This is a genomic window from Pseudomonas sp. 1L-B-1-E-C1, assembly GCF_057291835.1.
This window is the reverse complement of the sequence record NZ_JBXAWN010000006.1, coordinates 90,392-103,408: the sequence shown is the minus strand read 5'-3', so window position 1 is coordinate 103,408 and position 13,017 is coordinate 90,392. Positions and strand designations below refer to the sequence as shown.

General features: G+C 60.3%; 10 protein-coding genes. 7 read left to right on the top strand and 3 right to left on the bottom strand.

Annotated elements, in window-relative coordinates; translation table 11 throughout:
- The first annotated feature begins 3 nt into the window (after positions 1 to 3).
- Both AC0Z4S_RS12300 and AC0Z4S_RS12295 read left to right on the top strand, forming a co-directional pair.
- Complete coding sequence (locus AC0Z4S_RS12300) at positions 4 to 1,206, top strand: HlyD family secretion protein (protein ID WP_310216936.1); 1,203 nt, start codon at positions 4 to 6, stop codon at positions 1,204 to 1,206.
- A gap of 160 nt (positions 1,207 to 1,366) precedes the next feature.
- Positions 1,367 to 2,896, top strand: coding sequence for a DHA2 family efflux MFS transporter permease subunit (locus tag AC0Z4S_RS12295; protein WP_485623182.1), 1,530 nt, complete (start codon positions 1,367 to 1,369; stop codon positions 2,894 to 2,896).
- A 102-nt stretch (positions 2,897 to 2,998) separates the two neighbouring features.
- Here the strand turns inward: AC0Z4S_RS12295 and lpxH are convergent, their stop codons facing one another.
- Positions 2,999 to 3,751 (bottom strand): UDP-2,3-diacylglucosamine diphosphatase, encoded by a 753-nt coding sequence (gene lpxH, locus AC0Z4S_RS12290; protein WP_122603066.1) that lies wholly within the window; start codon positions 3,749 to 3,751, stop codon positions 2,999 to 3,001.
- Positions 3,748 to 4,254, bottom strand: coding sequence for a peptidylprolyl isomerase (locus AC0Z4S_RS12285; protein ID WP_485623181.1), 507 nt, complete (start codon positions 4,252 to 4,254; stop codon positions 3,748 to 3,750). Before AC0Z4S_RS12285 ends, lpxH begins: the two co-directional genes overlap by 4 nt.
- 251 nt (positions 4,255 to 4,505) lie before the next feature.
- Between AC0Z4S_RS12285 and AC0Z4S_RS12280 the strand changes: the two genes are divergently transcribed.
- Both AC0Z4S_RS12280 and cysS read left to right on the top strand, forming a co-directional pair.
- Positions 4,506 to 6,203, top strand: coding sequence for a glutamine--tRNA ligase/YqeY domain fusion protein (locus AC0Z4S_RS12280; RefSeq protein WP_485623180.1), 1,698 nt, complete (start codon positions 4,506 to 4,508; stop codon positions 6,201 to 6,203).
- 18 nt (positions 6,204 to 6,221) lie between these two features.
- Positions 6,222 to 7,604 carry a cysteine--tRNA ligase gene (cysS, locus tag AC0Z4S_RS12275; RefSeq protein WP_485623179.1) on the top strand — a complete coding sequence of 461 codons (1,383 nt, stop codon included), beginning with the start codon at positions 6,222 to 6,224 and terminating at the stop codon, positions 7,602 to 7,604.
- A gap of 131 nt (positions 7,605 to 7,735) precedes the next feature.
- On the opposite strand, the gene AC0Z4S_RS12270 is transcribed toward cysS, so the two are convergent.
- On the bottom strand, positions 7,736 to 9,574 hold the full coding sequence (locus AC0Z4S_RS12270) for a sigma-54-dependent Fis family transcriptional regulator (RefSeq protein WP_485623178.1): 1,839 nt from the start codon (positions 9,572 to 9,574) through the stop codon (positions 7,736 to 7,738).
- Positions 9,575 to 9,950: 376 nt separating this feature from the next.
- Between AC0Z4S_RS12270 and AC0Z4S_RS12265 the strand changes: the two genes are divergently transcribed.
- The 3 genes from AC0Z4S_RS12265 to AC0Z4S_RS12255 are packed head-to-tail and all read left to right on the top strand — an operon-like array spanning position 9,951 to position 13,017.
- Complete coding sequence (locus AC0Z4S_RS12265) at positions 9,951 to 11,045, top strand: ABC transporter ATP-binding protein (protein ID WP_016775291.1); 1,095 nt, start codon at positions 9,951 to 9,953, stop codon at positions 11,043 to 11,045.
- Complete coding sequence (locus AC0Z4S_RS12260; RefSeq protein ID WP_108225644.1) at positions 11,045 to 12,154, top strand: ABC transporter ATP-binding protein; 1,110 nt, start codon at positions 11,045 to 11,047, stop codon at positions 12,152 to 12,154. Before AC0Z4S_RS12265 ends, AC0Z4S_RS12260 begins: the two co-directional genes overlap by 1 nt.
- On the top strand, positions 12,151 to 13,017 hold the full coding sequence (locus AC0Z4S_RS12255) for a carbohydrate ABC transporter permease (protein WP_485623177.1): 867 nt from the start codon (positions 12,151 to 12,153) through the stop codon (positions 13,015 to 13,017). The genes AC0Z4S_RS12260 and AC0Z4S_RS12255 overlap by 4 nt, the downstream gene beginning before the upstream one ends.

Below are 13,017 nucleotides of genomic sequence, written 5' to 3'. Positions count from 1 at the left end.
GTCATGGCCACTGCCGAAAACACCCAAGCTCAAGACAACACCCCGGACACCGGCAACCCGCGCAAACGCAAAGTGATGCTGCTGGCCCTCGCCGTGGTCGTCCTGCTCGCCATTGCCGGCGTCTGGGCCTATCACGAATTCATCGGGCGCTTTAACGAAAGCACCGACGATGCCTACGTCAACGGCAACGTCGTTGAGATCACGCCGCTGGTCACCGGCACCGTGGTCAGCATCGGCGCAGACGACGGTGATCTGGTCCATGAAGGCCAGGTGCTGGTCAACTTCGACCCCAACGACGCCGAAGTCGGCCTGCAAAGTGCCAAGGCCAAACTGGCGCGCACCGTGCGTCAGGTGCGCGGTTTGTACAGCAACGTTGACGGCATGAAAGCGCAGGTCAACGCGCAGCAGGCCGAAGTGCAGAAAGCCCAGGACAACTACAACCGCCGCAAAAATCTGGCTCAGGGCGGGGCGATTTCCCAGGAAGAACTGTCCCACGCCCGCGACGACCTGACCTCGGCGCAGAACGCACTGGCCAACGCCAAACAGCAACTGAAAACCACTAGCGCACTGGTCGACGACACCGTGGTCTCGTCGCATCCAGACGTGATGTCGGCGGCTGCCGATCTGCGTCAGGCCTACCTGACCAATGCGCGCAGCACCTTGATCGCGCCGGTCACCGGTTACGTCGCCAAGCGCACCGTGCAACTCGGCCAGCGCGTACAGCCAGGCACCGCGTTGATGGCGGTGATTCCGCTGGATCAGCTGTGGATCGATGCCAACTTCAAGGAAACCCAACTGCGTGACATGCGCATCGGCCAGCCGGTGGATATCGAGGCCGACATTTACGGCAGTGATGTGAAATACAGCGGCACCGTCGACAGCCTCGGCGCGGGTACCGGCAGCGCGTTTGCCTTGCTGCCGGCGCAGAACGCCACCGGTAACTGGATCAAGATCGTCCAGCGCGTGCCGGTGCGCATTCACATCAATGCCGAAGAGCTGGCCAAACACCCGCTGCGTGTCGGTCTGTCGACCAATGTCGAAGTGAATCTGCACGACCAGAGCGGCCCGGTGCTGGCCCAGCAACCGCCGCAGAAAGCCTCGTTCAGCACCAACGTCTACGAGCGTCAACTGGCCGAAGCGGACGCGATGATTGCCCAGCTGATCCACGACAACAGCGCTGCGGCGGGCAAGACCGCACAGCGCTGAATCTGCATTTAACCCTGTGGGAGCGAGCCTGCTCGCGAAGCGGTGTGTCAGACGACATCTGTGTTGAATGTCGGTCAGCATTCGCGAGCAGGCTCGCTCCCACAATGGGCCGGTGTGTCTGTAACTGACGCAGCGCCTACCTGGTTTCAAGGGATTCACAATGAGCAATAACGCTTCTTTCACGCCGCCCAGCCTGTTGCTCAGCACCATCGGCCTGTCGCTGGCGACGTTCATGCAAGTGCTCGACACGACCATCGCCAACGTGGCGCTGCCGACGATTTCCGGCAACCTCGGGGTGAGTTCGGAGCAGGGCACTTGGGTCATCACTTCGTTTGCCGTGAGCAATGCGATTGCGCTGCCGCTGACCGGTTGGCTCAGCCGCCGCTTCGGCGAGGTGAAGCTGTTTCTGTGGGCGACGATGCTGTTTGTGCTGGCGTCGTTTCTCTGCGGTATCTCGACTTCGATGCCCGAGCTGATCGGTTTTCGTGTGCTGCAAGGTCTGGTCGCCGGGCCGCTGTACCCGATGACGCAGACCCTATTGATCGCGGTGTATCCGCCGGCGAAACGCGGGATGGCCCTGGCGCTGCTGGCGATGGTCACGGTGGTCGCGCCGATTGCCGGGCCCATTCTCGGTGGCTGGATTACCGACAGTTACAGCTGGCCGTGGATCTTCTTCATCAACGTGCCGATCGGCATCTTTGCGGTGATGGTGGTGCGTTCGCAACTGGCGAAACGGCCGGTGGTCACCAGTCGCCAGCCGATGGATTACGTCGGCCTGATCACGCTGATCATTGGCGTCGGCGCGTTGCAGGTGATCCTCGACAAAGGCAATGACCTGGACTGGTTCGAGTCGAATTTCATCATTGTCGGCGCGGCGATTTCCGTGGTCGCGCTGGCGGTGTTCGTGATCTGGGAAATGACCGACCGCCACCCGGTGGTCAATCTGCGTCTGTTCGCCTATCGCAACTTCCGCATCGGCACGCTGGTGCTGGTGCTGGGTTATGCCGGTTTCTTCGGCATCAACCTGATCCTGCCGCAGTGGTTGCAAACGCAAATGGGCTACACCGCGACCTGGGCGGGCCTGGCGGTGGCACCGATCGGTATTCTGCCGGTGCTGCTGTCGCCGTTTGTCGGCAAGTACGCGAACAAGTTCGACCTGCGTCTGCTCGCCGGGCTGGCATTTCTGGCGATTGGCTTGAGCTGCTTTATGCGTGCCGAGTTCACCAACGAGGTGGACTTTCAGCACATCGCGCTGGTGCAGTTGTTCATGGGCATCGGTGTGGCGCTGTTCTTCATGCCGACCCTGAGCATTCTGATGTCGGACTTGCCGCCGAGCCAGATTGCCGATGGCGCTGGCCTGGCGACGTTTTTGCGGACGTTGGGCGGTAGCTTTGCGGCGTCGCTGACCACCTGGATCTGGATTCGCCGGGCCGATCAGCATCATGCGTACATGAGCGAGAGCATCAGCACCTTCGAGCCGGCCACCCGCGAAACCTTGAATCAGTTGGGCGGGGCAAGTCAGTCGGCCTATGCGCAGATGGATCAGATCCTCACGAGCCAGGCGTATATGTTGTCGACCGTGGATTACTTCACGTTGCTGGGCTGGGGGTTCATGGGGTTGATTCTGATCGTGTGGCTGGCGAAACCGCCGTTTGCTGCCAAAGCAGGGCCTGCTGCATCCGCTCATTGATTTTGCGGTGACTGCTAAAAGATCGCAGCCTTCGGCAGCTCCTACAGGAGAACGCATTCCAATGTAGGAGCTGCCGAAGGCTGCGATCTTTTGATCTTCGCTTTAAATCGTAGGGGCAGGCAGGGCGGGTGGCGGGGCGAAGTCGAACGGGGCCAATGCGTACCCGCTCTCGTCCACCTGCAACGCCCAACCCTGACGATCCCAATCCCCTAGCACAATCCGCTTCGCCGCCTGTTCACCAAGCTGCAACTTGTGAATCGCCGGGCGGTGGGTGTGGCCGTGAATCAGGGTTTTCACGCCGAACTCCTGCATCACTCGCGGAATCTCTTCCGGGGTGACATCAACGATGTCATTGGCCTTCATCCGCGTTTGCGCACGGCTCTCGCTGCGCAGCTTGCGCGCCAGTTTATGGCGGCTGCTCAGCGGCAGATGACGCAGGATGAACAGGGTGATCGGGTTGCGCAGGTAGCGGCGCAGCTTCATGTAGCCAACGTCGCGGGTGCACAGGCTGTCGCCGTGCATCAGCAGCACCGGCTCGCCGTAGAACTGCACGACACTCGGATCCTTCAGCAATGTGCAGCCGGCCTGTTTGCAGAAAGCCTTGCCGAGCATGAAGTCGCGATTGCCGTGCATCAGGAATATGGCCGTGCCGCTGTCGCTCAAATCGCGCAGGGCCTGGCAGATGGAGCGCTGAAAGGGCGTCATGGCGTCGTCGCCAATCCACGCCTCGAAGAAGTCGCCGAGGATGTACAACGCACTCGCCGAGCGGGCGCGTCCGGCGAGCAAATCCAGAAACGCCCGGGTAATGTCCGGGCGCTCCTCTTCCAGATGCAAGTCTGAAATCAGCAATATCACGCTGCGATGATCTCGGCTTTCTCGATGATCACGTCGTCTGCGGGTACGTCCTGGTGGCCGGCCTTGGAAGTGGTCGACACGCCTTTGATCTTGTCGACAACGTCGGTGCCTTGGGTGACTTTACCGAATACCGCGTAGCCCCAGCCCTGCACGTTCTTGCCGCTGTGGTTGAGGAAGGTGTTGTCGGCAACGTTGATGAAGAACTGTGCCGAAGCCGAATGCGGCTCCATGGTGCGGGCCATGGCGACGGTGTACTTGTCGTTGGAAAGACCGTTGTCCGCTTCGTTCTGGATGCTTGGGCGCTTGTCTTTCTTTTCTTTCATGCCAGGCTCGAAACCGCCGCCCTGGATCATGAAGTTACCGATGACGCGGTGGAAAACAGTGTTTTCGTAGTGACCGGCCTTCACGTACTCGATGAAGTTGGCAACGGTGATCGGCGCCTTTTCAGCGTTCAGTTCGATGACGATCTCGCCATGGTTGGTGGTCAGTTTGACTTGAGTCATGGTCATTACTCTTCATAGGGAATTCGTGGTTCTGGGACCTTTAGCCCCACAACCGGTTCAGCCTGCTTCGGCCAAGGTGCGCAGTTTAGCGTGACAGGCGCGAATTTCGAGGCGGTTTTTCAAATCCCGGCGATTAAATGCATGCCTTTATAAGAGCTGCTCTGTCAGGCCCTTGACAGCATCGGCTATGATAGCGGCTTTGTTTTGTCTGGCCCCTCTTTGCGGCCGCGCACCTGTACGTCAAGGATCCTATGAGCAAGCCCACTGTCGACCCTACCTCGAATGCCAAGTCCGGCCCTGCCGTGCCGGTCAACTTCCTGCGGCCGATCATCCAGGCAGACCTGGACTCGGGCAAGCACACCCAGATCGTGACTCGCTTCCCGCCGGAGCCCAACGGCTACCTGCACATCGGCCACGCCAAGTCGATCTGCGTCAACTTCGGCCTGGCCCAGGAGTTCGGTGGCGTCACGCACCTGCGTTTCGACGACACCAACCCGGCCAAGGAAGATCAGGAATACATCGACGCGATCGAAAGCGACGTCAAATGGCTGGGCTTCGAATGGTCCGGTGAAGTGCGCTACGCCTCGCAGTATTTCGACCAGTTGCACGACTGGGCCGTCGAGCTGATCAAGGCCGGCAAGGCCTACGTCGACGACCTGACCCCGGAACAGGCCAGGGAATACCGTGGCAGCCTGACCGAGCCGGGCAAGAACAGCCCGTTCCGCGACCGCACCGTGGAAGAGAACCTCGACCTGTTCGCGCGCATGAAGGCCGGTGAGTTCGCCGACGGCGCCCGCGTGCTGCGGGCCAAGATCGACATGGCTTCGCCGAACATGAACCTGCGCGACCCGATCATGTATCGCATCCGCCACGCTCATCACCACCAGACCGGCGACAAGTGGTGCATCTACCCGAACTACGACTTCACCCACGGGCAGTCGGACGCCATCGAAGGCATCACCCATTCGATCTGCACCCTCGAGTTCGAAAGCCATCGCCCGCTGTACGAGTGGTTCCTGGAGAACCTGCCGGTGCCGGCGAACCCGCGCCAGTACGAGTTCAGCCGCCTGAACCTGAACTACACGATCACCAGCAAGCGCAAGCTCAAGCAACTGGTTGACGAGAAGCACGTCAACGGCTGGGACGATCCGCGCATGTCCACGCTGTCGGGCTTCCGCCGCCGAGGCTACACGCCGAAATCGATCCGCAACTTCTGCGAAATGATCGGCACCAACCGTTCCGACGGCGTGGTCGACTTCGGCATGCTGGAATTCAGCATCCGCGACGACCTCGACCACAGCGCACCGCGCGCGATGTGCGTGCTGCGTCCGTTGAAAGTGGTCATCACCAACTACCCGGAAGGCCAGGTCGAAAATCTCGAACTGCCACGCCACCCGAAAGAAGACATGGGCGTGCGCGCCTTGCCGTTCGCCCGGGAAATCTACATCGACCGTGAAGACTTCATGGAAGAGCCACCGAAGGGCTACAAGCGTCTGGAACCGGCCGGTGAAGTGCGTCTGCGCGGCAGCTACGTGATTCGTGCCGACGAAGCGATCAAGGACGCCGACGGCAATATCGTCGAACTGCGTTGCTCGTACGACCCGGACACCCTCGGCAAGAACCCGGAAGGGCGCAAGGTCAAGGGCGTCATTCACTGGGTGCCGGCCGCTGCCAGCGTCGAGTGCGAAGTGCGTCTGTACGATCGCCTGTTCCGCTCGCCGAACCCGGAGAAGGCCGAAGACAGCGCCAGCTTCCTCGACAATATCAACCCTGACTCGCTGCAAGTGCTGACCGGTTGTCGCGCCGAGCCATCGCTCGGCAATGCACAGCCGGAAGACCGTTTCCAGTTCGAGCGCGAAGGCTACTTCGTCGCGGATCTGAAGGACTCGAAACCCGGTCAGCCGGTATTCAACCGTACCGTGACCCTGCGTGATTCGTGGGGCCAGTGAGTGAGTCAAGGAACTAACGTGCTAACGATCTACAACACGCTCACCAAGAGCAAAGAAGTCTTCAAGCCGCTGGATGGCAACAAGGTGCGCATGTACGTCTGCGGGATGACCGTGTACGACTACTGCCATCTCGGCCACGGCCGCAGCATGGTCGCGTTCGACCTGGTGACGCGCTGGTTGCGCTTCAGCGGTTATGACCTGACCTACGTGCGCAACATCACCGACATCGACGACAAGATCATCAATCGCGCCCGCGAGAACGGTGAATCGTTCGAAGCGCTGACCGAGCGCATGATCGCCGCGATGCACGAAGACGAAGCGCGCCTGAACATCCAGAAGCCGGACATGGAACCGCGCGCCACCGATCACATCGCTGGCATGCACGCAATGATCCAGACCCTGATCGACAAGGGCTACGCTTACGCCCCGGGCAATGGCGACGTGTACTACCGCGTCGGCAAATTCATGGGCTACGGCAAGCTGTCGCGCAAGAAGATCGAAGACCTGCGCATCGGCGCCCGTATCGAGGTCGACGAGTCGAAGGAAGACCCGCTCGACTTCGTCCTGTGGAAAGCCGCCAAGCCGGGCGAGCCGAGCTGGGAATCGCCATGGGGCGCCGGGCGTCCGGGCTGGCACATCGAGTGCTCGGTGATGTCGACCTGCTGCCTCGGCGAGACCTTCGACATTCATGGCGGCGGCAGCGATCTGGAGTTCCCGCACCATGAAAACGAAATCGCCCAGAGCGAAGCGGCCACCGGCAAGACCTACGCCAACGCGTGGATGCATTGCGGCATGATTCGCATCAATGGCGAGAAGATGTCCAAGTCGTTGAACAACTTCTTCACCATCCGCGACGTGCTCGACAAGTACCATCCGGAAGTGGTGCGTTACCTGCTGGTGTCGAGCCACTACCGCAGCGCGATCAACTACTCGGAAGACAACCTCAAGGACGCCAAGGGCGCACTCGAGCGTTTCTACCACGCGTTGAAAGGCCTGCCCTCTGTGGCGCCGGCCGGTGGCGAGGCGTTCGTCGAGCGTTTCACTACGGTGATGAACGACGACTTCGGCACCCCTGAAGCGTGCGCCGTGCTGTTCGAGATGGTGCGCGAGATCAACCGTCTGCGTGAGAGCGATCTTGATGCAGCGGCAGGTCTGGCGGCGCGTCTGAAAGAGCTGGCCAGCGTTTTGGGTGTGTTGCAGTTGGAGGCCGAGGATTTCCTGCAGGCGGGCGCTGAAGGGCGTGTCGACGCGGCTGAAGTCGATGCATTGATCGCGGCGCGTCTGGCGGCGCGGGCGGGTAAGGATTGGGCCGAGTCGGACCGCATTCGTGATCAGCTCACCGCGATGGGTGTGGTACTGGAAGATGGCAAGGGTGGGACTACGTGGCGGTTGGCTGACTGAGTAGGCGCCTGCCTTGTTCGTTCCCACGCTCTGCGTGGGAGCGATCAAAAGATCGCAGCCTTCGGCAGCTCCTACAGGGATCGCGTTTCCATGTAGGAGCTGCCGAAGGCTGCGATCTTTTGATCTGGCTTTTAATTGCCAATCTGCCGCAATCGCTTATAGAGAGTATTCCGACTCACCCCCAACCGCCGCGCCAGGTGCGAGATATTCCCTCCAGCTGCCTTCAACTCCCTGTTCAACGCCTCAGCATCATTCAAATCCAGCCCCAGCGGCGCAGCCGTCTCCACCGGCTCCATCTCCAGGTCGACAAAAAAATCATCCGGCAAATGCTCCGGCCGCACCGGTTGCTCTTCGGCCATGGCCAGCGCCACCTGCATCACGCTGCTGACCTGACGCAGATTCCCCGGCCACGGGTGCTTCTCGAACAGCTCCAACACCTCCGGGCTCAGCCCCGCCCACTGCGTCGGCTCGCGATGCTGCTCCCACAGCCGTTTGAACAGCGCTTGCTTGTCACTGCGCTCGCGCAGCGGCGGCAGTTCCAGCGTCAGCCCGCCAATCCGGTAATACAAATCCTCACGAAAGCGGCCCAATTGCACCTGCTCGCGCAACGATCGGTTGGTCGCAGAGATAATTCGCAGATCCACCGCAAACAACTCGCTGCTGCCCACCGGCTGCACGCAACGCTCTTGCAACACTCGCAACAAACGCGCTTGGGTCGGCAGCGGCATATCGCCGATCTCGTCGAGAAACAGCGTGCCTTTGTCGGCCTTGCGGATCAGGCCGATGCTGCCTTTCTGGTTGGCGCCGGTGAAAGCGCCTTTCTCGTAGCCGAACAGTTCCGACTCGACGAGTTCGGCGGGGATGGCCGCGCAGTTCACCGCAATGAACGCCTGTTTACTACGCGAGCTGGCCTGGTGCAGGGCTTTAACGAAGACTTCTTTGCCGACGCCGGTTTCACCGTGGATCAACAACGGAATGTCTTTTTCCAGCAAACGCTCGGCCTGACGCACGGCTTTTTCCACGCGGCTGTCGCCGAAATGCAGGGTATTGAGGCTGATCGCAGTGGCTGGCGCAGGCTTGTCCTCGGCGACAAACATCCGCGCTTGCACCGGCGCCTGTTTCGGTCGTTTGAGCAAGCACTGGAAACGGTTGCGCCCGGAGGTCTGCAAGGCAAACGGCATCCCTTCGGGCTGATTGATCAGCTCCAGCAGCGACACCTTGAACAGGCTTTCAACGCTGACGCGGGACAGACGCACGCCGAGCAGATTGTCGGCGCGGCGATTGGCCGAGAGCACCTGGCCGCTTTCATCAAAGATCAACAACCCGGCCCATTGGCTGTCGAGGTTGTTCAACCCGGTGTTGAAGGTCAGTTGAAAATGCTGGCCATGGAACAGGTTGAGGATCAGCCGGTTTTCCACGGTCTGGCTCATCATTTTGACCATGCCCAAGGTGTGCGAGGGCGGCAGGTAGCTGTCGCTGGACACATCGAGCACGGCGATGACCTTGCGCTCGGCGTCGAAGATCGGCGCGGCGGAGCCGGTCATGAAGCGGTTGGCCTTGAGGAAGTGTTCGTCGTGTTCGATGTGCACCGCCTGCTCACAGGCCAGCGCGGTGCCGATCGCATTGGTGCCGCTGCTGCGCTCCATCCAGCTCGCCCCGGCCTGAAAGCCCCGGGCCAGACCCGGTTCGATAAAGCGCTGCGTGCCCCACGACGTCAGCACCTGGCCCTGATTGTCGGCGAGCATGATCAGGCAGTTGGAGTTGCTGAGGATGTTTTCGTAGTAGGGCAGGACTTCCTGATGCGTGGTCTGCACCAGCGAATGATGACTGTCGAGCAGTTGCGCGATGCCGGCGGCGGGCAACTGGTCGAAAGCCGGGGTGCTCTGGTGGTCGAGGCCGAACGCGCGGCAACGTTGCCAGGAGGTCTGGACGATCGCGTCGTGGGACAGCGGCGAAGCAGGTGCGGCCATGGGGGCGAGCCTCTGAATGCAGCGATTTTATTATTGTTATGGGGCTCACCTTCCCCCGTAGGAGCTGCCGAAGGCTGCGATCTTTTGATCTTGATCTTGATCTTGATCTTGATCTTGATCTTGATCTTGAAAAGCAAAGTCAAAGTCAAAAGATCGCAGCCTTCGGCAGCTCCTACATGGGGGTGAACAGTGCATAGAGTGTTGTTCACTATTGTTCATTGTCAATCACCCCGACTGTTCAAAAGTGTTCAGCTGTGAACGCCACTTCCTCACGTAATCAACGATTTTCACGGCAAATCAACCACTTGCCATTTCTGGCACGAATGTCGCTCTGTTGCTCCGGTCGCTTGACTCCAAAAATAACAAAGGCCGAGCCATGTCACTCACCCTGGAGCACGTCAGCCGCACCGTCGAGGGCCAGATCTGGATCGACGATGCGTGCCTGAAATTCGAACCCGGATCCTTCAACGTTCTTCTTGGGCGCACCCTGTCCGGCAAGACCAGTCTCATGCGCCTGATGGCCGGCCTCGACAAGCCCGACAGCGGCCGTGTGCTGATGAACGGCGTTGATGTCACCCAGCGCCCGGTGCGGCTGCGCAACGTGTCGATGGTCTATCAGCAGTTCATCAATTACCCGACCATGACCGTGTTCGAGAACATCGCCTCGCCGCTGCGCCAGGCCGGCATCTCGAAAGAGATCATCCACAGCAAGGTGCAGGAAACCGCGCGCATGCTGCGCATCGAGAAGTTCTTGCAGCGCTATCCGCTGGAGTTGTCCGGCGGTCAGCAGCAGCGCACGGCCATGGCCCGCGCGCTGGTCAAGGATGCCGAACTGATCCTCTTCGACGAGCCGCTGGTCAACCTCGACTACAAGCTGCGCGAAGAGCTGCGTCAGGAAATGCGCGAGCTGTTCAAGGCCCGCCATACCATCGCCATCTACGCCACCACCGAACCCAATGAAGCACTGGCCCTCGGCGGCACCACCACCATCCTGCACGAAGGCCGGGTGATCCAGAGCGGGCCGTCGACCGAGGTCTATCACCAGCCGCAGTCGGTGCTCGCCGCTGAATTGTTCTCCGAGCCGCCGATCAACCTGATGCCGGGACGCATTGCCGGCAACGAAGTCAGTTTTGCCAACTTTGTCCATTTTCCGCTGAACGTCGATCTGCGTCCGGTGGGCGAGGGCGAGTTCCGCTTTGGCGTACGCCCCAGCCATATCTCGCTGGTGCCGAGCAATGATGACGATCTCGAACTGGCGGTGACCGTCGAGGTCGCCGAAATCAGCGGTTCGGAAACCTTCCTGCACGTGCGCAACGAGCATTTTCTGTTGGTGCTGCACTTGCCGGGGGTTCACGAATACGACGTCGATGCGCCGATCCGCATCTACATACCGACCCACAAATTGTTCGTTTTCGATGCGCAGGGCCGTCTGGTGCAAGCACCGGGCCGGCGTGTCGCGAGGGTTGCCTGATGGCCGAAATCCGTTTGCAGCACCTCGCCCATAGCTACAGCAAAACCCCGAGCGGCGCGGAGGATTATGCGATCCGCGAGATGGATCACGTCTGGGAGCAGGGCGGCGCCTACGCCTTGCTCGGCCCGTCCGGTTGCGGCAAGTCGACTTTGCTCAACATCATTTCCGGCCTGCTCAGCCCCTCCCAGGGCCATGTGTTGTTTGACGGCAAAGCGGTCAACGACCTGACCCCGGAGAAGCGCAACATTGCCCAGGTTTTCCAGTTCCCGGTGGTCTACGACACCATGACCGTGTTCGACAACCTCGCTTTTCCCTTGCGCAATCAGGGCATGGCCGAGGCGAAAGTGCACAGCAAGGTGCAGGAAATTGCCGAGGTGCTCGACCTGCAGAATCTGCTGAGCAAGAAAGCGCGCAACCTCACTGCCGACGAAAAACAGAAAGTCTCCATGGGCCGGGGTCTGGTGCGCGACGATGTCTCGGCAATCCTGTTCGACGAGCCGCTGACGGTGATCGACCCGCACCTGAAGTGGAAACTGCGGCGCAAGCTCAAGCAGATCCACGAGCAATTCAACATCACCATGGTCTACGTCACCCACGATCAACTGGAAGCCTCGACCTTCGCCGACAAGATCGCGGTGATGTACGGTGGCCAAATCGTCCAGTTCGGTACGCCACGGGAATTGTTCGAACGGCCGAGCCACACCTTTGTCGGCTATTTCATCGGCAGCCCGGGGATGAACCTGATCGACGTGCAGCCGCAACCCGGTGGCGTCGGTTTCGCCTCGACGCACCTGCCGTTGTCTGACGCCATGCAGCGACATATCGAACACGGTCAGTGGAAAAATCTGAAGGTCGGCATCCGCCCGGAATTCATTCATGTGTGGGACGAGCCGTTTGATGACGCCATGCAGGCAAGAGTCGTACACGTCGAAGACCTCGGCACCTACAAGATCATGACCCTCGACCTCGACGGCGCGCCGTTGAAAGTACGGCTGGCCGAAGACAAACCGGTTCCCCAAGGCACGGCGTACATCAGTTTCCCGGCGCAATGGCTGATGGTCTATGCCGATGAGTTTCTGCTCGAAGCCGACGATGAGGTGCAGCCATGAACAAGGTGCAGAACAACAAGGCCTGGTGGCTGGTGTTACCGGTGTTTCTGCTGGTGGCGTTCAGTGCGGTGATCCCGATGATGACCGTCGTCAACTATTCGGTGCAGGACATCTTCGACCAGTCCAGCCGCTACTTCGTCGGCGCTGACTGGTACAAACAAGTGCTGCTCGATCCGCGCCTGCATGACTCGCTGCTGCGCCAGTTCATCTATTCAGCTTGCGTGCTGCTGATCGAAATTCCGCTGGGCATCGCCGTCGCCCTGACCATGCCGAGCAAGGGGCGCTGGTCGTCGGTGGTGCTGATCATTCTGGCGATTCCGCTGCTGATTCCGTGGAACGTGGTCGGCACGATCTGGCAGATCTTTGGCCGCGCCGATATTGGCCTGCTCGGTTCCAGCCTCAATGCCATGGGCATCAGCTACAACTACGCGGCCAACACCATGGACGCCTGGGTGACGGTGCTGGTGATGGACGTCTGGCACTGGACATCGCTGGTAGCGCTGTTGTGTTTTTCCGGCCTGCGGGCGATTCCCGACGTCTATTACCAGGCTGCGCGCATCGATCGCGCCTCGGCCTGGGCGGTGTTCCGCCATATCCAATTGCCCAAGCTGAAAAGCGTGCTGCTGATCGCGGTGATGCTGCGCTTCATGGACAGCTTCATGATCTACACCGAGCCGTTCGTGCTCACCGGCGGCGGTCCGGGTAATGCCACAACCTTTCTGAGTCAGACGTTGACGCAGATGGCCGTAGGGCAATTCGACCTCGGTCCGGCAGCGGCGTTTTCGCTGGTGTACTTCCTGATCATCCTGTTGGTGTCCTGGCTGTTCTATACCGCCATGACGCACTCCGACGCCAACCGCTGA

What these genes read in the sequence shown, in the direction of transcription:
- AC0Z4S_RS12300 (WP_310216936.1), top strand. Translation starts at nt 4, where the DNA reads ATGGCCACTGCCGAAAACACCCAAGCTCAAGACAACACCCCGGACACC.
- AC0Z4S_RS12295 (WP_485623182.1), top strand. Translation starts at nt 1,367, where the DNA reads ATGAGCAATAACGCTTCTTTCACGCCGCCCAGCCTGTTGCTCAGCACC.
- AC0Z4S_RS12285 (WP_485623181.1), bottom strand. Translation starts at nt 4,254, where the DNA reads ATGACTCAAGTCAAACTGACCACCAACCATGGCGAGATCGTCATCGAA.
- AC0Z4S_RS12280 (WP_485623180.1), top strand. Translation starts at nt 4,506, where the DNA reads ATGAGCAAGCCCACTGTCGACCCTACCTCGAATGCCAAGTCCGGCCCT.
- AC0Z4S_RS12270 (WP_485623178.1), bottom strand. Translation starts at nt 9,574, where the DNA reads ATGGCCGCACCTGCTTCGCCGCTGTCCCACGACGCGATCGTCCAGACC.
- AC0Z4S_RS12265 (WP_016775291.1), top strand. Translation starts at nt 9,951, where the DNA reads ATGTCACTCACCCTGGAGCACGTCAGCCGCACCGTCGAGGGCCAGATC.
- AC0Z4S_RS12260 (WP_108225644.1), top strand. Translation starts at nt 11,045, where the DNA reads ATGGCCGAAATCCGTTTGCAGCACCTCGCCCATAGCTACAGCAAAACC.
- AC0Z4S_RS12255 (WP_485623177.1), top strand. Translation starts at nt 12,151, where the DNA reads ATGAACAAGGTGCAGAACAACAAGGCCTGGTGGCTGGTGTTACCGGTG.